This is a genomic window from Leptolyngbya sp. NIES-2104 (assembly GCF_001485215.1).
Classification (GTDB): Bacteria; Cyanobacteriota; Cyanobacteriia; order Leptolyngbyales; family Leptolyngbyaceae; genus Leptolyngbya.
The window spans coordinates 3819026-3838151 of the sequence record NZ_BBWW01000001.1 but is presented as its reverse complement, the minus strand read 5'-3'; the positions used below and the strand labels follow the sequence as shown (position 1 = coordinate 3838151).

Genomic DNA, 19126 nt, shown 5'->3' with positions numbered 1-19126 from the left:
TCGGGCTAACCGTGGAAAGTCTACTGAAGTAGACTGGGAGATAGTTTGAAGTTCTTAGTCCATTGAAATGGACTTTCGTCGATTAGCCCGAAATTCATTTCAGGGCGGGCTATGGCAACGAACGAAGATCTCTCAAATATTCTCTTAGATTCCCTCTTTTTTAATCCATTTATCGACGTTTTGCGGCTCGTATGCAGACAATCGATCGAGCAAAACTTCCGGTTCTGTCGCCTCAATCACTAAAGCACGATGCACCGGACGCACTAACTTTTCGCTCACCGCTTGATCAAAAAATTGCAGGAGTGGATCGTAGTAACCTGCAATGTTCAACAATCCGTGAGGCTTCTGATGTAAACCGAGTTGTGCCCAGGTGAGAACTTCGCAAAATTCTTCAAGCGTTCCATAGCCACCGGGTAATGCAATAAAAGCATCAGAGAGTTCTGCCATTCTTGCTTTACGATCGTGCATCGATTCCACCGTTTCCAGTCGCGTCAGTCCTTGATGTGCCAATTCTTTTGATACGAGAAACTCTGGAATCACACCGAACACTTCACCGCCCGCAGAAAGGACTGCATCCGCAATCACACCCATTAATCCGACATTGCCACCTCCGTATACGAGCGAAATTCCTCGGTTTGCGATCGCAGTCCCTAACTGGATTGCACCCTTTTCATAGTCAGGATTTCGCCCCATACTTGAGCCACAAAACACACAGATCGATTTCATCAGGAACCCCTTCACAGCTTGATTGCAAACTTTATCACATCAGCCAATCAATCGCGCTTTTGATATGCCAGATAAATTGCTTCCAGAAATAAATCAGGAGTCATTTGATACGGAAGTTCCTGCATTCCAAGCAGGTCTTTGGTTTGACGTGCAAGTTTCAGACTCAGATCTGTTTTAGCTTTCGTATCTAACATCGATCGACGCTGCAAGTATTCTCGAATTACTGCAAAGTCATCGGGTAATAGTGTATTCAATCTTTGAGTTGCTAGTAGCTCATCTGCTAAGGATTCAGCTTCGGGAGAAATTGCAAAGTTCGAGGAAATGATCGATCGTTCTTCCTGAATGACCAACGTTCCAGCAATCAAATCTCCTAAGCGTTTCTCTCGTTTGGTGAGAACAATCAATAACAGTCCGATAAAGAACGTATCATCGATCGGACGAATGAGAGCGCGGAGAATGGCTTGAGTGACTCCCGCAGGCTGTCCATCATCGCGGATCACTCGAATTTTGCTGTATCGCTTTCCGGGCGTTTGTCCTCTCCATAGCGTTTCAAAAATCACGAAGTACCCGGTGTACACCGTGAATGAAATCAAGAGCGAGATTGCAGAAATCCAAAGCTCGATACTTCGATTGTTCGGTAAGTAGCGTTCAAGCTGAACAGATAGTAGTCCCCAGAAAATGAGCAAGCCAATCAGCACCGCACCCCAGATTAAATAATCCACGACGAGCGCAATCGTTCGATTGCCAATGCCCGCCAGCGTAAATTCAAGCTCAACGCTTTCAGGGGTGCGGATTTTGATGCGATTAAACAAACTCATAACCGGGGAATCAATGAAAGATATTTCACTTTAACCGCGATCGCGCAATTCCAAACCCAAACCTTCTCGGCGCGATCGCAAATCATAGTAAACGACCGCTTTGATCGCCTGCCAGAAAGGAATAATCAACGCATTTCCAAGCAAAATCGCAGCATAGAACAGAATCACAAAGAGTCCTGATACTGGGTTATTTTCTGGGTCGGCTCCCGCTCCAATAATTCCCAGAACAAAGAACATTGCAGGCAGCATGATGACTAGAGTAATCAGTCCAGCGACCAGAATGATCAATTGAATCCGTCCGACTGATCCTTTTGTCAGTGTCCAACTGCGCCCGATCGTGGTTACCCCATCGATGCCTTCTTCGATCGCAAGCGGCACTTCATGAATAAACAATCGAGAGAACACCCGCAACCAAATGAAGAACGCCACCAATATGTAGGCGAGAAATCCTAGTCCGATTAAGACACTAACCACGATCCCAACGGTATCAGACGGGCTTGCAGATCCCAGTGCCGATAGCACCAAGACAGTTAGTAACGTAAATATAAAATAGCCGATGAAAAAAGCCATGAACAGTCCGAAATTAATCAAGCCCATCAGCAAGCCAGAAACCAGAAAATTCCAGATTTGGCGATCGGTCTTTTGATACGCTTCGGTCATCGTTTCAGGCTGATTGATCAATTCTTGATATGCCAGTCGCGACATTCGACCTGTGATCTCGATACTTTTTCCCCAGCCGTAGATCGGGACAAATGACCAGAGATACGATCGCAAAACGAGAATCAGATAGCGTTTCATGTTCGATCGATACAGGCGGACTCCTGCACTGACCACATTTCCGACACTGAGGGGCTGAAATGAATGTTCCGGACTAATATTAGTCATAGCTCAACGTGAATGATTCTGAACCATAAGGGCTGAGGCTATCTTAGGCGAGGTTCACTCAATCACGACGCTCTTTTTCACAAAATGATGAACGTAAACCGCTGGATTGCTCGACGAGAGCCAAATTGGAAACAGTTAGACGATTTACTCACCCGAATCGAAAAGCGCGGCTTACGATCGCTCTCCACCGAAGAGATTAAAAATCTTGCCAGCCTGTACCGCTCCGTGTCTGCGGATCTTGCTAGAGCACGAACGAATCAGAAATTAGTCGGAAATACGATCGTGCAAGATCTTCAGCGGTTGACTTCTCGCGGATACAGTCAGGTTTACCAAGGATCGCGCAAACAAGAATGGAAAAACGCGATCGAGTTTTACAAATGGGGCTTACCGGAAGTCGTTCAGGAAACCATTGCTTATAGCGCGATCGCAACTGGATTATTTCTGCTCGGTGGCTTGATTGCGTGGTGGTTTTCGTGGCGTGACCCGCAATTTCTTGAAATGGTTGTACCGGAGCATCTGATCCGAACGGTGCGCGATGAAGGGAAACTCTGGATGGGGTCGATTTTGGGCAGTGAACCGACTGCGGCGAGTCAGATTATGACCAATAATTTGAGTGTGACGTTTCGAGCAGCAGCCGGAGGAATGACGCTGGGAATTTATACGATCGTCATTCTGTTTCTCAATGGTTTGCTAATTGGAAGCGTTGGAACTTTAGTTGCTCAGAACAATCTCGCGTTTCCCTTTTGGGCGTTTGTATTTCCGCATGGATCGTTAGAGCTGCCAGCGATTTTCTTTTCGGGTGGTGCAGGATTGTTAATTGCACGCGGAATTCTGTTTCCAGGACAGTATCGCCGTATTGATGCGATTAAAGTGTATAGCTTGAAAGCTGCACAATTAATGTTTGGTGTGATTCCGATGCTTGTAATTGCAGGCGTGATTGAAGGATTTTTCTCGCCGAGTCCGATCGTTCCCGCTCCCTTGAAGTATTTTGCTGGGATCGGGTTGTTCGTTGCACTGGTGCGATATTGCAGTCGAAAACGGACTACTCAATCAGCTTGAGAAATTCCTTAACGCCGCTTGATTCAGAGGGCGTTTTTTGCAAGCAGCGTTCTAAAAACTGCGATCGCTGTTCGTCAACGAGTTCGTCTGTTAGAAGTCTGACTAACCCACGCCACAAGTGATTTAAGCCGAAAGTAGGAATCACTTCTGGGCTGGGTGCTGTCTTGGGTAAAAGTTCAAGTTCTTGGTAAAGTGACCAATTTTGGGTTTCGCGATCGATGTGCTGCATATGAGCCTCCTTGAATGATCAGGAGACACATCAAACCTGTCACCATCCCTTCAACAAGGGTATGTCCGAATCTTTTTCTGTGTCCTATATTACTAATTTAACCAATTTTAGGCGGTTTCCTTCTTTCTAAAGAGGGAATATGCAGATTTGCGAAATTCTTCTTGCTAGGATTGAAGCTAATCAAGTTGCGTGAGAATTGACATGAATCGACTACTGCAAGGGTTTATTACGATCGAACGATCGATACAAATTGCGGCTTTGATCGGAGTCGTTGTTTTTCTCGGATATTTGGGCGTGGTGAATGTGAAGAGCGCTCCAGTTTCATCACCCTCACCCACCTTGCAGAAATAAAAGGATTGGGAGAAAGTAACTTACTCTCTCCCTCATCGACTAATTTTGGAAACAGGTCAGGAATTGCGAAGAAACCCATCCTTCTCCATAACGTCCATCGACCCGCAAATAGCGAATCTTCGCCCAGTCCCCGCCATCGCTCAGTCCAATGACCCCAACAATTTGGTTGTAGGGAAGCGTTGCAATGATGCGCTTACCGCCATTGACATAAACATACAATCCGAAATTGCGTGTCACTCGGTAGGTTTGGCAGACTCGTTGAGCCGAAGCGGAATGCGGCATCAATGCACCAATTCCAGCCACATTTAGAAATACACCGAGCATTAAGATGGTTGCTTTTTGAGTGAGTGCTTTCATGGTCGATCTCCTTTCTGTGCAGCGGTTTAAGGGGTTTGATTGAAGACATCTCTATACTGTCAGGAAAAGATATCCCTTAGATTGCTGAAAGCTGCAAAGTCGATCGCTAAAAGTAGCCAGTTATCGATTGATCACGCTAGTTCTTTGAACTTTCTGTTTGAACAAGCTTTGCCATCCTGCTTTCCGAATCTCAGTGGGTTCAGGTGACTTGTTCCACAAGGTTTCATAAAAGAAGAATGACATGCCATCATAGCCTTGATCGCGAACGGCTTTGACTTGTCGTTGCAGTTCATCGATCGGGCGGGGTGTGCTAGAAAGTCCGCTGAGAACACCGATCGCAGTTGGAATATGATCTCTTGCTGCCCGTAATGTTTCCCAGGTGTTGGGGTTAATACGATCGACAAATTTCTGCCCCTGAAAGTAGATCTGCGGAATCACTTCTTCGACTAGTCCTGCTTGTTCCCACTTGTGCCAATCGACTAAAAACGTTTCATACGCATAAGGCAAATCGAGCGGCGAAAGTGAGATGAGAACATTGTTTTTCTTCGCTTTCACGGTTTGAAAAAGCTGTGTGAGAAAGGCTTGTAATTTATTCGATCGCCATCGCATCCATTCTGCATCCTGAGCATTATCAGGTGGAGCTTTTCCGCTATGTTCTTGCTTGTAAAGATTTACTGTGTAATCGTCATAGCCAAACGACACCGGTAAACCAAAGTGATCATCGAACTGAATGCCATCAACATCATAGTTTTCGACCACTTCAGACACGAGGTTGAGAATGTATTGCTGCACTTCAGGCTTAAGTGGGTTAAACCAAATAGGGATTTGCTTACCATCTAACGCAGAAGGTTCATAATCGACTGATCCATCTCGTTTCTGTGTCCACCAATCTCGATGTTTCTGTGCAATCTCTGACTCTTTCGGAGCCATAAACCCAAACTCAAACCAGGGAATCACAGCCATGTCTTTCTGATGCGCTTCTGCAATCATTTCTTTGAGCATGTCTCGATTTTGAAGTCCTGCGGCAACAGGTCGCGGATCAACCGCAAACCCAATTTCCTGCTTCATCACTTGGCTGGGATAGAGGGTGTAGCCCCAATTTAGAACAGTTGGATAAAGCGTATTAAAGTTCAATCGTGCAAGTTCACTCACAGCATTGCTCAATCTAGCTTTATCGAATAGGACATCACTATCAATGTTCGTTAACCAAACGCCGCGAATTTCTCTTGCTTGTAGTTCGGGTTTGGGAAGATAGCGATCGCTAATCAATCCTTTCGTGTCCGGTAACGCCTGACAAAGAAATGCCGCGATCTCTCCACGACTGGCGACCCGATTTGGATTCAGCCGTTGAGCATTGGGAAAACTGACTGAAATTTGACGTTCGGTTGTGGCAGCGATCGCGCTTTTCGCATAGTTCGGCACATCCTGAAGATCAGCAAATACCTTGTTGGATAGTTCAATTGTCGGTTTTAGCTTGAGTCCGTTTGCGAGTGCAGTTAAAGCTTGTACTCTTGGAATCTGTAACTCTGGGCGGAATGTTCCATCATCAAAACCAGAAAAGAAGTTCGATCGGTAAGCTTTCTCGATCGCGTCTTTTGCCCAATAATTCGCTGCAATATCTTTGAATTGAACTAAATTACGAGTCGGTGAATTGATTTGATCTGGAAACGCATTGACCACCATTGCGGCGAACTGCGATCGCGTCACTGGATCATCCGGTCGAAACTGATTGTTTGGAAATCCGCGAATAATCGATTTCTGCGTCAAAGATTCAATGCACGATCGCGCCCAATGATTTTGGATATCTGTGAATTTTGACTGAGAAAATGCTGGAGGAACGATCGTCAAAATCAGAACAGTTAGCAGTCCGAAAATCCAAGCGCGTCGCATATCTCACCTCTAATGCTCGTGAAATACCATCGCATTTGGAGAGCACGATCGTGCAGTTTATTTGTATTTTGTTACTTGATCGAGAATGGTCAAAAAGTCCTGAACAATCATTTCTTGATTCGCTGAAGTCAACACTGGAACATGAACGAACAAACATTGCTGATTCAAATTCTCCAAATGTTTGAGAACGCAGTAGTAAACATAATTACACACGAAATTTCCAGCATCGTGACTAATTTCTGTGATGTTGGTTGATTCGATTAGCTGGGTTAAATCAAGACGCGATCGCAGAATATCACTCTGAAATTTCCCATTCGATTCGATCGACAGTTTTTGCCGCGATTCTGCCATACCACAACAGATCGTCATCTCTGGCTGAAGTTCGTTAATTTTCCTGATCGCAATTTTTGGAGCCAGTTCAAAATCGACTGGAAGCAATCTGAGAAAGTGACACTCCGGGGAAACATGATCGACAATTGCTTCAAGCAAATCATCCGACGCATTCGATCGATGATGTTCCAGCCAAGTTGTAAATGAAGTTAGTAAGATTTTCATCTAGAATTTAAGAGCTAGACTAGAGGATTGAAAAATGCCAACGATCGCTGTTGTCGATTATGACATGGGGAATTTGCACTCTGCTTGTAAGGGACTCGACAATGCAGGCGCGATTACTCTTGTAACGGATTCGGCAAAAGAAATTGAACAAGCGGATGCTGTGGTGCTTCCGGGTGTGGGAGCGTTCGATCCAGCCGTTCAACATCTGCGATCGCGTGACCTCGTTCAACCGATCAAAGATGCGATCGACAGTGGGAAACCATTTTTAGGAATCTGTTTAGGCTTACAAATCCTGTTTGAATCGAGCGAAGAAGGTCAAGAACCCGGTTTAGGCATTGTTCCCGGAACCGTCAAACGCTTTCAGCCTGAGTCTGGATTAACGATTCCTCATATGGGTTGGAATCAACTTGAATTCACTCAGCCCGATTGTTCTCTCTGGCAAAACTTAGGAACTGATCCTTGGGTGTATTTTGTGCACTCCTACTACGTCGAGCCAACTGATCCGAACATTCGAGCCGCAACGATTACACATGGAACTCAGACCGTGACAGCCGCGATCGCTCGTCGAAATCTCATGGCGGTTCAGTTCCACCCAGAAAAATCTTCAACTGCTGGATTGCAGCTTTTATCGAACTTTGTTCAGTTGGTGAATCAGCGCCAGTTAACAAACGTATGAGCCTCCGAATCTACGGCAATCGATCGATCAAAACGCTTCCAGGACAAGAAACCCGCCCAACTCTAGCGCGAGTTCGCGAAGCCGTATTCAACATTTGGCAAGGCTCGATCGAACAGTGTCGCTGGCTGGATCTTTGTACTGGAAGCGGTTCGATGGGAGCCGAAGCACTTTGTCGAGGCGCTTCGATCGTAATCGGAATCGAACAATCGACCGCTGCCTGTCGCATCATTGAACAAAACTGGAAACAAGTTGCAAAGCCTGAACAGTCTTATCAAGTCTTGCGGGGCGATGTCGTGAAACGGTTGGAAAAACTTGCTGGGCAACAGTTCGATCGCATTTATTTTGATCCGCCATATGACAGTGATTTGTATGTTTTGGTGTTGAGTGCGATCGCATCTCTGAACCTGCTCGCTCCCCGTGGCGAACTCGCAGTCGAACATCGTCCCGGTCTTACCTTGCCTGAATTGTCTTTAACGATTGTTCGCGAAAAACGCTACGGTAACACTGCACTGACGTTCTACCAAGCACTATGAAATCGACGCTTTTAGCTTGCTTAGTTTTGACGATCGCGACTCCTGCAATGGCGCTTCCACCTCCAGAGGATCAGCCCGAAGAAGTGGCGCGAACCGAGATTATTACCGAAGCGCGATCGCCGATTGACAATAAGCCTTTGAATGCCGCCGAATATGTAGCACTTCAGAAACAACTTCAGCAAGGTCAGCCAGAGAATCCACGCGACCAAGTTTCACCTCAACTCAGAAGAACGATCGGACTTTTACGTCTGCGAAGATTCATCAAAACTGTGTTTCCATTTATCCCGCTTCGATAGCTTATCGGCTTCTAATTTGACTTTGTTGAATCTGCTGGGTGAATTGTTCTTGCGTCTTCGCTGGCTCTTTACAGCTTAAACCTTGACACACAAGCGCGATCGCATTCTCCGGCAAAGTCTCCATCACCATAAACGCAGTCGTTGGTAAATACTGTGTTTCTAAAGCTGCAATCTGCTCAACCGTACTGCGAATTAAAGTTTGATTGCGGAACCAATCTAAAGCAGCAAACAATGAGGGACAAGCAGACGGGGATTGTTCCATCACTGATGCAAAGGCTTGTAAGGTTTGTTCTGCTCGATCGAAGTAATCTAAGTTCTCAGTGAGTAATGAGAGACGGACTAAGTTCGCGATCGCGATTCCGTTTGCAGAAGGGGTTGCATTGTCTACATAGCTCCGCTCTCGAATTAGTAGATCGCGACTCGCATCACTCGCAGTATTGTAGTACCCACTTAAGGTATCACTCCAGAGATACTGATCAAACTCAGCTTGAATCCGAATTGCTTCTGCTAACCAATCAATCTGATTCTCTGGCGCATCTGATTGAATGCTTCGAGTCACTTGGTGCAAATCTAACAAGGCTTTGACAAAGAAAGCAAAATCTTCGGATTGGGCAAGTACTTCAACCGAACCGTTGTAGTTAATTCGATGAAAACGTTGATTAATCCACTGATTTTGTAGAATGAATGTTGCGGCTTGACTTGCAAGTTCCAAAGCTTCTAAATCTCGGAAAACGGCATACGATCGAGCGAGTCCCGAAATCATCAAACTATTCCAAGCGACAATCATCTTTGTATCAGTCACGGCTGGAATTCGACCTGTCCACGCGATTGATCGCGCCTCATCAGCATTCCGAGCAGGTGGGAAAGTTTCATCGATCGATGAACCGTATCGGATTTCAAATAGTTTATTCAAGGCAGATTCAACCGTATCAGAAAGCTGACCAGATTGTTTGCGCTGAAGTACGGTCTTACCTTCAAAGTTACCGACTGGCTCGATCGCGAACTGTTCTGATAGTTCAGTCAATTCTTCAGAAGTTAGCGCATTCTGTAGTTCTTCATAGCTCCACACATAGAATGTGCCCTCTTCGGGTTCTGCTTCTTCCGGTGTTGCAAAACTATCTGCATCTTGCGCCGCATAGAAGTAGCTCTCTGGTGCAGTCATTTCGCGTTTGAGCCATTGAACCGTTTTCGCGATCGCTCTTTCAAACGCGGGTTCCTGCACTCCCGCTGCCCAAAGATTTGCAAGATACTCAACAATCAGCCCATTGTCATACAGCATCTTTTCAAAGTGTGGCACTGTCCAAGTTGAATCTACCGTGTAGCGATGAAATCCACCCGCAACATGGTCAAAGATGCCACCTAGTGCTAAACTCAATCCTCGATTTCTGGTTACTTCACGAGCATTGTATCGATCGAATTCAAACCGTATCGCATGAAGCGCCGCATCCGCATAAGGAATCATTGGAAATCGGGTTCCCGGCATCTCTGCCGAAATGATTCCCGTACTATATTCCAAACCGTCTTTTAATCGTTCCTGACTCAATGTTTGATTGGGGAGTAACACTGAGTTTTGTAAGTTTGTGAGAATTTCAGCTTTCACCGCATCTAATCGATAGCGATCGCTATCGTACAATCCTCTCAACGTCTGTAGGACATGCAGAAATCCAGGCTTTCCGTACTTTGGCTCGATCGGAAAGTAAGTTCCTCCATAAAACGGTGCTAAATCAGCCGGCGTTAAAAAAATGTTTAAGGGCCATCCCCCTTGTCCGGTCATCATCTGAAGCGCCTGCATATAGATGCTATCGAGATCCGGACGTTCTTCTCGATCGACTTTTATCGGCAAATAATTCTCATTCAGATATCGAGCAATCTCAGGATCTGAAAATGCCTCTCCTTCCATCACTGTGCACCAGTGACAAGACGAATAGCCAACCGATAGAAAAATAATCTTATTGTCACGTCTGGCTTGTTCGATCGCCGCATCACTCCACGCCCACCAATCGATCGGATTCTCAGCGTGCTTTCGTAAGTAAAGACTTTGAGCTTCAATTAAGCGATTTGGCATAGCTAAAGTAAATAAAGATCTCCGACCGCGCACGACCGGAGATCCGTTGTTTTAGAACGCAAATACGGTTCTAATCACTCCGATGACTGCATCACGGTTAGCTGTATTGTAATCAGGATTCGTAATCCAAATCACGCCCGGTGTGATAGCGATGTTGTCATTGATGCGATAGCGATAAAATGCTTCCAGATGTAAAGAAGTATCGCGATCGCGAAAGCCCAAATCACTCCGACTCAGCTTCGGCTCTTGTCCCACAAACAGTCCACCCAAGTTACCCCGCTTGAACAAATCGGGGAATGCCAGCGTCACTGCCCAGTTCCACACGTCCCCGCGACCTTGACCGATATAGTTATGATTCGCATAACCTACCCAACCGCCGATCGCAAACTTCGGAGAAATCTGGAACGTCCCAGAAATACCATACGCATTAATGCTAACTGGACTACCGAAGTTACTATTTGCCAGGTTACTTCCCGTTGCACTCAAGTTAAACGGATCATCGGGTTGCAGGTCTGCACCAAACGGCGCGTAAGCATTGATGTAAGTAAAGCCAATCCGAGAAGTCGGACTCAGATTCAAAATCAACTGCGCCAACGCGCCATACTGACCATTAAACAATCCATTTCGATTTGCGGGATTGTTTGCAGTCGGTGTTAAGTAACCCAAGTTGATTTCTGCTGCCGTTCCGATTCGTTGCCGAATGCCAACCCCCGCCCCGAACGAATAGTTATAAATCGGGTTCCGCAAAGCAAACAGTGAAACCGCACCCCCATCAAAGTAAGGGTTCAACTGAGACGACGCATCCAAGTCTACAAAACCGTTTCCGGTTCCTGCCAAGTACACATCAGTACTATCCGTGAGCGGGAATCGATAGCGTAACAGTGCCAATCCAACTGCGCTGCCGCTATCTCCGTCAAACTCGACCCGTCCCATGTTCGTGCCCAACACGCCCAAGCCGCGAATCCCCGTCGGACTCGTCGCATCTTGCGTCGTTTCTCCGAGCGGTACAACATTGTTTGCCTGAAGTCGTGTGGTTAATAAGTCTCGACCCGTGAAGCTCGTGTTCAGGTTCAATCGCACCCGATAAGAGAGCGTTGGATTGCGTTCAGCCTCAGTACTCGTGACTGCGTTATCGCCCCCAAGAACACTGATTGCCCCAACAATGACTTCACCTTGCAATTTCGTTGTAGTCGAGAACTGTTGTCGCTCTAACGTGGTTGTTCTGGATTCCAACGCATCCACCCGACCGCGAATCGTTGCCAGTTCCGTTGCAAATTCTTGCTGAAGTCGCTGCAAGGTTGCTAAGTCTTCTTTTTTCACTAAATCAGCCGTGGAAGCAGCGATCAGTTCACTCACTCGATCGAGACACGCATTTAATCCCGCAGCAAACTCAAACCGCGTCAGTGCCCGATTCCCGCGATAGGTGCGATCGGGATATCCCGCAATACAGCCATACCGCTCTACCAACGATTGCAGCGCCTGAAATGCCCAATCCGTGGGACGAACATCTGAAAGCTGCGAAACCGAAGTGACTTGTCCTGAGCTATCCGTAAGTTGTGGATTTGCAGGTACGACTGGAGTAACATCGGGGACTTGTTGCGCGATCGTAACTGGAGCAGTTTGAGCAAGCTTCGGTGTCGAATCTTTTGCAGTGTCAGTCGATTTTTGTGTTGTGGTTACTTCTACTGAAGGGAGCGTGAATGTATCGGAAACGGCTTGAGCCAGTTTAGGAGTCACTTCTGAAGTGGGCTTGGAAGCAGATAATTCAGCAGCGCGGAGGCTTGCGGGTGCAAGCACGATCGAACTTGCTACCAATGCAGCAAAACAGGTCAATGAACCAGGTTTCATGAATCAGTCCTCACCATAAATATCAATCAAAACAGACCCCGCACAGTGATCGAGGTCAGGTATCCCAAAGTTGTTAAAAAAGATGAAGCTCAAGTCAAAAGCAGCGATATTAGCGATCGGGGCGCTGGTTATTGCTAATCGCTTACTACTAGCAAGGTAGTCATGATCGTCCGTAGGTTCGACTATCTAAAGGATGAGAGACGGGATCATTGACAAGCCGCACTTATTCCGTTCAAGTGTCGTAATCTTTGGAAATTGCCTGAGCGATCGAGCAATACGCTAAGCTGGATCGGTGTACCCTGTTGGGTGATTTCAACGTGGGGTTTGCTCATGTCTCTTGTGCGTTTTGTTTTGCTGAGTGCGATCGCTGGTTTTCTCGTCATTTTTGCGCTCTCAAACTGGGGCGTATCGATGCCGCTCGTGTTCCTCGGTGTTCCGTCGCCTGCACTTCCGCTGCCGGTGTGGATTTTGGGCGCGATCGCCCTTGGTGCTGCCACAACTTTCGTGATTACCGCTATGTTTGGATTAGCACGATTTACTGCCCGTCGATCGGAGCGTAAAACGGTTCGCCAAGCGACCCCGACAAATAGTTATGCTTACGCAGAAACGCCTCGTGAAACCCGCTCTAGTGCCAATGAGGATGACTGGTTTGGCGGTGATGATGACGATTGGACAAGTGAGCCAAAAGATAAGCCCAAACGCGATTTTGAAGCGAGACAAGCACCGACATCAGAAACGCGATCGGGTTCTACTTATTCCTATACGTATCGCGAAGCACCAGAGCCAAAACAGCCCGATGTCGTCGATGCAGACTACCGCGTGATTCGCCCTCCGGTACGGAAATTGGATGAGGATGAATAGATGCTAAACGGAGTGAGTGTGTTCTTGATCGGCATGATGGGTGTCGGAAAAACCACGATCGGGCAATTGTTAGCAAAACAACTCGATTATGAGTTTCTCGATGTCGATCAATTTATCGAGCAAGCAACTGGACAAACGGTTTCGACAATTTTTGCAGAGTCAGGAGAAGCGATCTTCCGGCAATTAGAGACCGCAACCCTTTCTCAGGTGTCTGCTCGATTACGGCGCGTTGTGGCGACAGGTGGCGGTATTGTGCTGGCTCAAGAGAATTGGAGCTATCTCAGGCACGGTGTGATCATATGGCTAGATGTACCCGTAGAGCAGTTAAAAGCGCGATTAAGCCAAGATACGACCCGACCCTTGTTGCAGAGTCAGGATTTGACGGCTCGATTGACGCAACTTTCAGAAGAACGTCGATCGCGTTATGCCCAAGCAGATATCCATATTCAAGTGCTGCCGGACGAAACCCCGGAGCAGATCACCGCAAGAATTATGAATGCGATCGCGCTTGAGTGCGAGAAAAAGCGCCAGATCGACAATTCGATTCGGCGCTTGAATGAAGAAATGCCATTTCAGGCGAATTCTTGATTAACACGAATTTGATGAGTTCTTCGCTTCGATTCAGTCCCGCCCCGGAATGAAATTCGGGGCTAATCGAACGAAGTCCACTAAAGGGGACTAAAAGCCAAAATCAGTATCTTTAGTCCGTTTTAACGGACTTCTCATCGTTAGCCCCGGAATAGAATTCGGGGCGAACAAACAACGCAGCGAAAAGATCCGTACAAACTACGGCTACTTTATTTCACCACCGCAGGACGCACCGCAGAGGGACGACGATCGATCACTTGATCAACCAATCCATACTCCTTCGCTTCTTCTGCCGACATGAAGAAATCCCGCTCGGTATCTCGTTCGATCCGCTCTAACGGCTGTCCGGTGTGGTCTGCCAAGAACGAATTTAATCGCTGTTTCAAGTAGAGAATTTCTCTTGCTTGAATTTCGATATCGGTTGCCTGTCCTTGTGCGCCACCTAGCGGCTGGTGAATCATAATCCGCGAATGGGGCAAGCTCATCCGTTTGCCTTTTGTTCCAGCACTCAGTAAGAAAGCGCCCATACTCGCAGCGAATCCGACACAAATCGTAGACACCTCTGGGCGAATCTGCTTGATTGTGTCAAAGATGCCCATGCCAGCCGACACCGAGCCACCTGGCGAATTGATGTAGAGATAGATATCTTTGTCGGGGTCTTCCGCTTCAAGGAAAAGCAATTGCGCCACGACGAGGTTTGCGACATCGGAATCGATCGCGCTACCGAGGAACACGATTCGTTCCCGCAACAGTCGGGAGTAGATATCAAAGGCGCGTTCGCCCCGTCCGGAAGTTTCAATAACGGTAGGAATCATGAATCCAGCCCAGTAATTTTTTTCATTTTAGCGAACGATCGAACAGCTCGTTGGGATGTTTGCGGTTCATAACAGGTTGCTTATACAAATTGATCGTAATAGATTGGCTGAGAGATCCTAAAGATTGACTTGAGGTAGCTGTGAAAAAATCGAGTGTTTTATTTCTGTTGTTGTCAACAGGAATCGTCATTGGAACGGCATCCGGTGTTTATTACTTCTGGAGACAGTTGACTCAATTACCAGAGTGGTATAGCACTGGACAGAATAATCCGAAAACGTATGCTCAAATTCAGAAATCGGGTGCAACCGTAGAGGAAAAGATTGAAGCGCAAATTCAGGCAAGTCCTCAAGCTGCGAAAGTAAATGCTGCTGTGAATCGCCCATCTGACGAAGTTTCTAGCGCTTCAGATGATGTCCAAGTGGCACTAAGTTCTCAAGAATTGAATGATTTACTAGTGACAAAAATCACTGAAAAAAGAGACGGTCAACCGCTTCCAAGTTCGGTCAAAGGATTCAATGCAGCGGTGAAAAATGACAAGCTAAAAACGGGTGCAGTTGTCGATATCAAGGAATTGCAAAACAGCGGATTAGGCGAACAACACCAGCAATTTCTATCAGAAATCACTCAGAAAATTCCGATGAGCGATCGCAAAGTTTACATCGGAGTCGAGGGCAAACCACAAATTCAAAATGGCAAATTGCGCTTTGATGAAAATGCCCGAATTCAGGTTGGCAATATGAGTTTTACAATCGCTGAAGTTGCCAGCCGTTTAGGGGTACCGCCCGAAAAAGTGCAAGACCAACTCAATCTTGAACTGAAATTGCGCGGTTTAACCGTGAGAGACATTGATTTCAAAGACGGAAACGCGATTTTGAAGGGTGATCCGAAATGATCGCCTGATCGATGATTCCAAACAAATAGCGATCGAGGGTTAGACTTCGATCGCTGTTTCAATTTTCTTGTTAGATCCTAACTCGCTAAACTGTGAGGTATCGGTGCTTTCGACTGTCCGCCTGCTAACGCTTCTTCTTCACTCTCAAAAATTTCAAACACCGAATCCATCATCGTCACTTCAAAGACCAATTTCGCCTCCGGGTGGACATTGCAGAGCTTAAAGCTTCCACGCGCCTTGTCCGCATCCCGCATTCCTGCCACCAGTGAGGTCAGACCCGAACTATCGATAAAATTCACCTGACTCAGATTCACCACGACATGATGACTTTGTTTCGCGATGCAGTCCTGTAACCGAGTGCGGAACTGCCATGCAGTCGTAATATCTAACCGCCCAGTTGGACTAAATACCACGATCGGGCTTCCATCCGGGGTATTAACAATTTTTTGCTCCATGAGAATCGTCTTTCGCTCCATGTGAACCATGACCTGCCTCGTGCAATCTTTTCGGAGACTACTCGATCAGTTATGCCCAAAGAGATAGATTGGATAACGATGCTCTAAATAAAAAGAGGGTCGCGCTCAATAAACGCTTCCCTCAAATTGCAAGGCTTAACAAATGGATATCAATGGCTCTTCACCATCGCGCTTAGTGTGCCCCGTTTTTTGACCAATTGATCCAGTCTTGCGGCTTCAAGAAAATTTCATACAACCGCGCTTCTGGGCTGCCGGGTTCGGGTTCGTAGCCATATTCCCAGCGCACCATCGGCGGCAACGACATCAGAATCGATTCGGTGCGCCCGTTTGTTTGCAGTCCGAAAATCGTTCCGCGATCGTACACCAGGTTAAATTCCACATATCGCCCACGGCGGTAGAGTTGGAACTGTCTTTGTTGATCGCTATATTCTGTATTGTGACGACGTTCTACGATCGGGGTGTAAGCAGGTAAGAACGCATCGCCACAAGACTGCACAAACGCGAATAGGTCTTCCCAGGTGCGATTTTGAACCGTTCCGACTTCCTTGCTTCTGAGTGCCGCAGGAGTATCACTTTGCGAACCTGGATACGAAATTGGGTAAAGATCGCCTCTCGTATCTTGATAATCGAAGAAGATTCCGCCTACTCCACGAGTTTCCTTACGGTGCTTCAGATAGAAGTACTCGTCGCACCAGAGTTTAAAGGTCGGATAGTACTCAGAATGATGACGATCGCAAGCGTCTTTCAGCGTTTGATGGAAGTGGATCACATCTTCTTCAAACGGATAGTACGGCGTTAAATCGATTCCGCCACCGAACCACCAAACCGGACCCGCTTCAAAATAGCGATAGTTTAGATGCACCGTTGGAATGTAAGGATTGCGCGGATGCAGCACCATCGAAGTCCCCGTCGCGTAGAAGCTGTGACCCTGTGCTTCCGGGCGCTGAACCAAAATCGAAGGCGGTAAATCCTTGCCCCAAACTTCCGAGAAATTGACTCCACCTTGCTCGAAGACTCGACCTTCGCGCATGACTCGCGATCGACCGCCGCCGCCTTCTTCTCGTGTCCAACTATCTTGTTTAAATTGAGCTTCTCCGTCTGCGGCTTCTAAGCCTTCACAGACTTTATCCTGAAAAGATTGTAGCCACTGGCGCACCCGTTCGCGGGAATCGCTGGGCGGGTGTGCTTGGGTCGTCTCGGTCGCGTTGGAGGTAAAGAAGGCAGTCATAAACGTCGGTTCCTGGAACGAGTCGTCTTACTATGCAGTGAAAGGAGTTTAAAGTTTCCGTCAGTCTCTGGCAGTTCGGATTGCGCGAAACGAGACGGTTCATTTAGACTATCGCGAAACGGTTACTCACATACGCTTCTCTCGATTCTCGAAGCTCAAAACGTCTCATCTGATGCGGCAAAGCGCGATCGTAAATGTTTATAACATTGTGTAACTTTCATTGGGGATCACGGGTCAAACCGCCTCAAGAAGGATGGCGATCGCGACTCAAATCTCGCTAAGATCAGACACCCCGGCTACAGGGTACGGATGAACCCGATTCCCTTATAGGAGATGGATTATGCTGAACTTCCCTTGGAAATTTTTCTACCGCAAACAGCGGCGCGTTCGGTCTACCTTAGCGCGATCGTATCAAGCGGTGAGTTCGGCATCAGTGGATGACTTGTGGAGAAAGGTGATCGATTTAGCCGATGTCTCTTGGCATCCGCTGATTTCGAGAACGAATGTCCCACGCGGTCAGGTGGCGAAACCGGGATTGATTTATGAAGCGGTGACGCGATTGGGTCCGCTTCCGATTCGGATCTTTGTGGAGCGAGTTGATCCGAGAGAATTATTAAGTGTGCGGATTATTGCGATTCCAGGGATTGAAGAGCGGATTCGCTACGAGGTGAAATCGACGGTTTCGGGGACAAGTATTGCTTATTCGGTGACGCTGCAAGGGTGGCTTTCACCGCTGATCTGGTCGATTATTAAGCCGTATGCGTCACGAGTGGCGGAAGATTTGGCACACGCGGCAGAGCAACCGATCGACAATTCAAAATCGACTCAACAAAGCTGTTTCGATTTCTAACGATCAAGAGCGGTAAGATCGACATACAACCCTGATCGACTTTTACACGCTCATGTTAGATACCCTTAGCGCAGAATCCGTTTTAGAAGTCCTTAAACCTGTTCAAGACCCCGAACTTCAGAAGAGTTTGGTGGCGTTGAACATGATTCGGAATGTGTCGATCGACCAAGGTAAAGTCCGCTTCACGTTGGTTCTCACCACTCCCGCTTGCCCATTGCGCCAATTCATTGTGGAAGACTGCGAAAGAGCCGTGAAAACGCTTCCCGGTGTGGAATCAATCGAAGTGGAAGTGACCGCAGAAACGCCGCATCAGAAAGGATTGCCCGATCGGACTGGAATCGATGGCGTGAAGAATATCATCGCGATTTCGAGTGGGAAAGGGGGAGTTGGAAAAAGCTCGATCGCGGTTAATGTCGCGGTTGCACTCGCTCAAGCAGGCGCGAAAGTTGGATTAATTGATGCGGACATTTACGGACCCAATGCGCCCATGATGTTGGGTCTAGAAGGTTCGGGTGTTGCAGTCCGGCAAACGGCTCAAGGTGAAGTGTTAGAGCCTGCCTTTAATCACGGGGTGAAGCTCGTTTCGATGGGATTTTTGATCGACAAAGATCAGCCTGTGATCTGGCGCGGTCCGATGTTGAATGGTGTGATTCGTCAATTTCTCTATCAAGTGACCTGGGGTGATTTGGACTATCTGATCGTGGATATGCCACCAGGAACAGGAGATGCTCAATTGACGTTAGCGCAAGCGGTTCCGATGGCGGGCGCGGTGATCGTGACGACTCCGCAGACGGTCGCTTTACTTGATTCTCGACGCGGCTTAAAGATGTTCCAGCAGCTCAATGTTCCGGTGCTGGGAATTGTTGAGAATATGAGCTACTTTATTCCGCCGGATATGCCCGATCGACAATATGATATTTTCGGTTCCGCAGGCGGCGAAAAGACTGCAAATGAGTTAAATATCCCGCTGTTGGGCTGTGTGCCGTTAGAGATTCCCTTGCGTGAGGGCGGCGATCAAGGAGTGCCGATCGTGGTCGGTGATCCGGATTCTGCTTCGGCGAAGGCGTTAACCCAAATCGCTCAGCAAATTGCTGCTAAAGTATCGGTTGCAGCCCTCGCATAAGTCA

General features: G+C 47.3%; 22 protein-coding genes. 10 read left to right on the top strand and 12 right to left on the bottom strand.

Going from position 1 to position 19126, the window contains the following annotated elements; translation table 11 throughout:
* Positions 1-144: 144 nt before the first annotated feature.
* The 3 genes from NIES2104_RS18210 to NIES2104_RS18200 are packed head-to-tail and all read right to left on the bottom strand — an operon-like array spanning position 145 to position 2429.
* On the bottom strand, positions 145-726 hold the full coding sequence (locus NIES2104_RS18210; RefSeq protein WP_058999692.1) for a TIGR00730 family Rossman fold protein: 582 nt from the start codon (positions 724-726) through the stop codon (positions 145-147).
* 47 nt (positions 727-773) lie between these two features.
* Positions 774-1544 carry an RDD family protein gene (locus NIES2104_RS18205; RefSeq protein ID WP_058999691.1) on the bottom strand — a complete coding sequence of 257 codons (771 nt, stop codon included), beginning with the start codon at positions 1542-1544 and terminating at the stop codon, positions 774-776.
* Positions 1545-1574: 30 nt separating this feature from the next.
* Positions 1575-2429 carry a hypothetical protein gene (locus NIES2104_RS18200; protein ID WP_058999690.1) on the bottom strand — a complete coding sequence of 285 codons (855 nt, stop codon included), beginning with the start codon at positions 2427-2429 and terminating at the stop codon, positions 1575-1577.
* Positions 2430-2513: 84 nt separating this feature from the next.
* Between NIES2104_RS18200 and NIES2104_RS18195 the strand changes: the two genes are divergently transcribed.
* The gene (locus tag NIES2104_RS18195) at positions 2514-3488 is read left to right on the top strand and encodes a stage II sporulation protein M (RefSeq protein ID WP_263970987.1); all 975 of its coding nucleotides are present in this window, start codon (positions 2514-2516) and stop codon (positions 3486-3488) included.
* On the opposite strand, the gene NIES2104_RS18190 is transcribed toward NIES2104_RS18195, so the two are convergent.
* Entirely contained in the window at positions 3472-3717 is a 246-nt protein-coding gene (locus tag NIES2104_RS18190; RefSeq protein ID WP_058999689.1) for a hypothetical protein, read from the bottom strand. The two genes, NIES2104_RS18195 and NIES2104_RS18190, sit on opposite strands and share 17 nt — an antisense overlap.
* A gap of 201 nt (positions 3718-3918) precedes the next feature.
* On the opposite strand from NIES2104_RS18190, the gene NIES2104_RS31885 reads away from it, so the two are divergent.
* On the top strand, positions 3919-4068 hold the full coding sequence (locus tag NIES2104_RS31885) for a hypothetical protein (protein ID WP_156426988.1): 150 nt from the start codon (positions 3919-3921) through the stop codon (positions 4066-4068).
* Between the two features lie 39 nt (positions 4069-4107).
* Here NIES2104_RS31885 and NIES2104_RS18185 read toward each other — a convergent pair whose 3' ends face one another.
* From NIES2104_RS18185 to NIES2104_RS18175, 3 genes are all read right to left on the bottom strand, one after another.
* Entirely contained in the window at positions 4108-4425 is a 318-nt protein-coding gene (locus NIES2104_RS18185; RefSeq protein WP_058999688.1) for an SH3 domain-containing protein, read from the bottom strand.
* A gap of 120 nt (positions 4426-4545) precedes the next feature.
* Positions 4546-6315, bottom strand: coding sequence for a family 10 glycosylhydrolase (locus NIES2104_RS18180; RefSeq protein WP_058999687.1), 1770 nt, complete (start codon positions 6313-6315; stop codon positions 4546-4548).
* 57 nt (positions 6316-6372) lie between these two features.
* Positions 6373-6870, bottom strand: a complete 498-nt coding sequence (locus NIES2104_RS18175; protein ID WP_058999686.1) for a peptidase C15 — start codon at positions 6868-6870, stop codon at positions 6373-6375.
* A gap of 34 nt (positions 6871-6904) precedes the next feature.
* On the opposite strand from NIES2104_RS18175, the gene hisH reads away from it, so the two are divergent.
* From hisH to NIES2104_RS18160, 3 genes are read left to right on the top strand one after another with little or no spacing between them, the layout of a single operon-like run.
* A complete protein-coding gene (gene hisH, locus NIES2104_RS18170; protein ID WP_058999685.1) occupies positions 6905-7546 on the top strand; it encodes an imidazole glycerol phosphate synthase subunit HisH in 642 nt (213 codons plus the stop codon).
* Positions 7543-8079, top strand: a complete 537-nt coding sequence (gene rsmD, locus NIES2104_RS18165) for a 16S rRNA (guanine(966)-N(2))-methyltransferase RsmD (protein WP_058999684.1) — start codon at positions 7543-7545, stop codon at positions 8077-8079. Before hisH ends, rsmD begins: the two co-directional genes overlap by 4 nt.
* On the top strand, positions 8076-8375 hold the full coding sequence (locus NIES2104_RS18160) for a hypothetical protein (RefSeq protein WP_058999683.1): 300 nt from the start codon (positions 8076-8078) through the stop codon (positions 8373-8375). Before rsmD ends, NIES2104_RS18160 begins: the two co-directional genes overlap by 4 nt.
* 1 nt (position 8376) lies before the next feature.
* Here NIES2104_RS18160 and NIES2104_RS18155 read toward each other — a convergent pair whose 3' ends face one another.
* Together NIES2104_RS18155 and NIES2104_RS18150 are read right to left on the bottom strand one after the other, a co-directional pair.
* On the bottom strand, positions 8377-10440 hold the full coding sequence (locus tag NIES2104_RS18155; protein WP_058999682.1) for a thioredoxin domain-containing protein: 2064 nt from the start codon (positions 10438-10440) through the stop codon (positions 8377-8379).
* 51 nt (positions 10441-10491) lie between these two features.
* Positions 10492-12288 (bottom strand): iron uptake porin, encoded by a 1797-nt coding sequence (locus tag NIES2104_RS18150; RefSeq protein WP_058999681.1) that lies wholly within the window; start codon positions 12286-12288, stop codon positions 10492-10494.
* 330 nt (positions 12289-12618) lie between these two features.
* Between NIES2104_RS18150 and NIES2104_RS18145 the strand changes: the two genes are divergently transcribed.
* Together NIES2104_RS18145 and NIES2104_RS18140 are read left to right on the top strand one after the other, a co-directional pair.
* Positions 12619-13149: a LapA family protein gene (locus tag NIES2104_RS18145; protein ID WP_058999680.1), complete on the top strand. Its 531-nt coding sequence runs from the start codon at positions 12619-12621 to the stop codon at positions 13147-13149.
* The gene (locus NIES2104_RS18140; RefSeq protein ID WP_058999679.1) at positions 13150-13737 is read left to right on the top strand and encodes a shikimate kinase; all 588 of its coding nucleotides are present in this window, start codon (positions 13150-13152) and stop codon (positions 13735-13737) included.
* Between the two features lie 209 nt (positions 13738-13946).
* On the opposite strand, the gene clpP is transcribed toward NIES2104_RS18140, so the two are convergent.
* On the bottom strand, positions 13947-14552 hold the full coding sequence (clpP, locus tag NIES2104_RS18135; RefSeq protein WP_058999678.1) for an ATP-dependent Clp endopeptidase proteolytic subunit ClpP: 606 nt from the start codon (positions 14550-14552) through the stop codon (positions 13947-13949).
* Positions 14553-14692: 140 nt separating this feature from the next.
* Here clpP and NIES2104_RS18130 point away from each other — a divergent pair, with 140 nt between their 5' ends.
* Entirely contained in the window at positions 14693-15445 is a 753-nt protein-coding gene (locus NIES2104_RS18130) for a hypothetical protein (protein WP_058999677.1), read from the top strand.
* 77 nt (positions 15446-15522) lie between these two features.
* Here the strand turns inward: NIES2104_RS18130 and NIES2104_RS18125 are convergent, their stop codons facing one another.
* Both NIES2104_RS18125 and hemF read right to left on the bottom strand, forming a co-directional pair.
* Complete coding sequence (locus NIES2104_RS18125) at positions 15523-15921, bottom strand: STAS domain-containing protein (RefSeq protein ID WP_058999676.1); 399 nt, start codon at positions 15919-15921, stop codon at positions 15523-15525.
* 172 nt (positions 15922-16093) lie between these two features.
* Positions 16094-17149 (bottom strand): oxygen-dependent coproporphyrinogen oxidase, encoded by a 1056-nt coding sequence (gene hemF / locus NIES2104_RS18120; RefSeq protein WP_058999675.1) that lies wholly within the window; start codon positions 17147-17149, stop codon positions 16094-16096.
* Positions 17150-17489: 340 nt separating this feature from the next.
* On the opposite strand from hemF, the gene NIES2104_RS18115 reads away from it, so the two are divergent.
* Together NIES2104_RS18115 and NIES2104_RS18110 are read left to right on the top strand one after the other, a co-directional pair.
* Positions 17490-17999 carry an SRPBCC family protein gene (locus tag NIES2104_RS18115; RefSeq protein ID WP_058999674.1) on the top strand — a complete coding sequence of 170 codons (510 nt, stop codon included), beginning with the start codon at positions 17490-17492 and terminating at the stop codon, positions 17997-17999.
* A 52-nt stretch (positions 18000-18051) separates the two neighbouring features.
* The gene (locus NIES2104_RS18110) at positions 18052-19122 is read left to right on the top strand and encodes an Mrp/NBP35 family ATP-binding protein (RefSeq protein ID WP_058999673.1); all 1071 of its coding nucleotides are present in this window, start codon (positions 18052-18054) and stop codon (positions 19120-19122) included.
* Positions 19123-19126 lie beyond the last annotated feature (4 nt).

Excerpts from the sequence above, each read along its gene's own strand:
- clpP (WP_058999678.1), bottom strand. The coding sequence starts at position 14,552 with ATGATTCCTACCGTTATTGAAACTTCCGGACGGGGCGAACGCGCCTTT.
- NIES2104_RS18125 (WP_058999676.1), bottom strand. The coding sequence starts at position 15,921 with ATGGAGCGAAAGACGATTCTCATGGAGCAAAAAATTGTTAATACCCCG.
- NIES2104_RS18195 (WP_263970987.1), top strand. The coding sequence starts at position 2,514 with ATGATGAACGTAAACCGCTGGATTGCTCGACGAGAGCCAAATTGGAAA.
- NIES2104_RS18190 (WP_058999689.1), bottom strand. The coding sequence starts at position 3,717 with ATGCAGCACATCGATCGCGAAACCCAAAATTGGTCACTTTACCAAGAA.
- NIES2104_RS18155 (WP_058999682.1), bottom strand. The coding sequence starts at position 10,440 with ATGCCAAATCGCTTAATTGAAGCTCAAAGTCTTTACTTACGAAAGCAC.
- NIES2104_RS18205 (WP_058999691.1), bottom strand. The coding sequence starts at position 1,544 with ATGAGTTTGTTTAATCGCATCAAAATCCGCACCCCTGAAAGCGTTGAG.
- NIES2104_RS18150 (WP_058999681.1), bottom strand. The coding sequence starts at position 12,288 with ATGAAACCTGGTTCATTGACCTGTTTTGCTGCATTGGTAGCAAGTTCG.
- NIES2104_RS18145 (WP_058999680.1), top strand. The coding sequence starts at position 12,619 with ATGTCTCTTGTGCGTTTTGTTTTGCTGAGTGCGATCGCTGGTTTTCTC.
- NIES2104_RS18210 (WP_058999692.1), bottom strand. The coding sequence starts at position 726 with ATGAAATCGATCTGTGTGTTTTGTGGCTCAAGTATGGGGCGAAATCCT.
- hisH (WP_058999685.1), top strand. The coding sequence starts at position 6,905 with ATGCCAACGATCGCTGTTGTCGATTATGACATGGGGAATTTGCACTCT.
- NIES2104_RS18115 (WP_058999674.1), top strand. The coding sequence starts at position 17,490 with ATGCTGAACTTCCCTTGGAAATTTTTCTACCGCAAACAGCGGCGCGTT.
- rsmD (WP_058999684.1), top strand. The coding sequence starts at position 7,543 with ATGAGCCTCCGAATCTACGGCAATCGATCGATCAAAACGCTTCCAGGA.
- NIES2104_RS18185 (WP_058999688.1), bottom strand. The coding sequence starts at position 4,425 with ATGAAAGCACTCACTCAAAAAGCAACCATCTTAATGCTCGGTGTATTT.
- NIES2104_RS18110 (WP_058999673.1), top strand. The coding sequence starts at position 18,052 with ATGTTAGATACCCTTAGCGCAGAATCCGTTTTAGAAGTCCTTAAACCT.
- NIES2104_RS18200 (WP_058999690.1), bottom strand. The coding sequence starts at position 2,429 with ATGACTAATATTAGTCCGGAACATTCATTTCAGCCCCTCAGTGTCGGA.
- NIES2104_RS31885 (WP_156426988.1), top strand. The coding sequence starts at position 3,919 with ATGAATCGACTACTGCAAGGGTTTATTACGATCGAACGATCGATACAA.
- hemF (WP_058999675.1), bottom strand. The coding sequence starts at position 17,149 with ATGACTGCCTTCTTTACCTCCAACGCGACCGAGACGACCCAAGCACAC.
- NIES2104_RS18175 (WP_058999686.1), bottom strand. The coding sequence starts at position 6,870 with ATGAAAATCTTACTAACTTCATTTACAACTTGGCTGGAACATCATCGA.
- NIES2104_RS18140 (WP_058999679.1), top strand. The coding sequence starts at position 13,150 with ATGCTAAACGGAGTGAGTGTGTTCTTGATCGGCATGATGGGTGTCGGA.
- NIES2104_RS18180 (WP_058999687.1), bottom strand. The coding sequence starts at position 6,315 with ATGCGACGCGCTTGGATTTTCGGACTGCTAACTGTTCTGATTTTGACG.
- NIES2104_RS18160 (WP_058999683.1), top strand. The coding sequence starts at position 8,076 with ATGAAATCGACGCTTTTAGCTTGCTTAGTTTTGACGATCGCGACTCCT.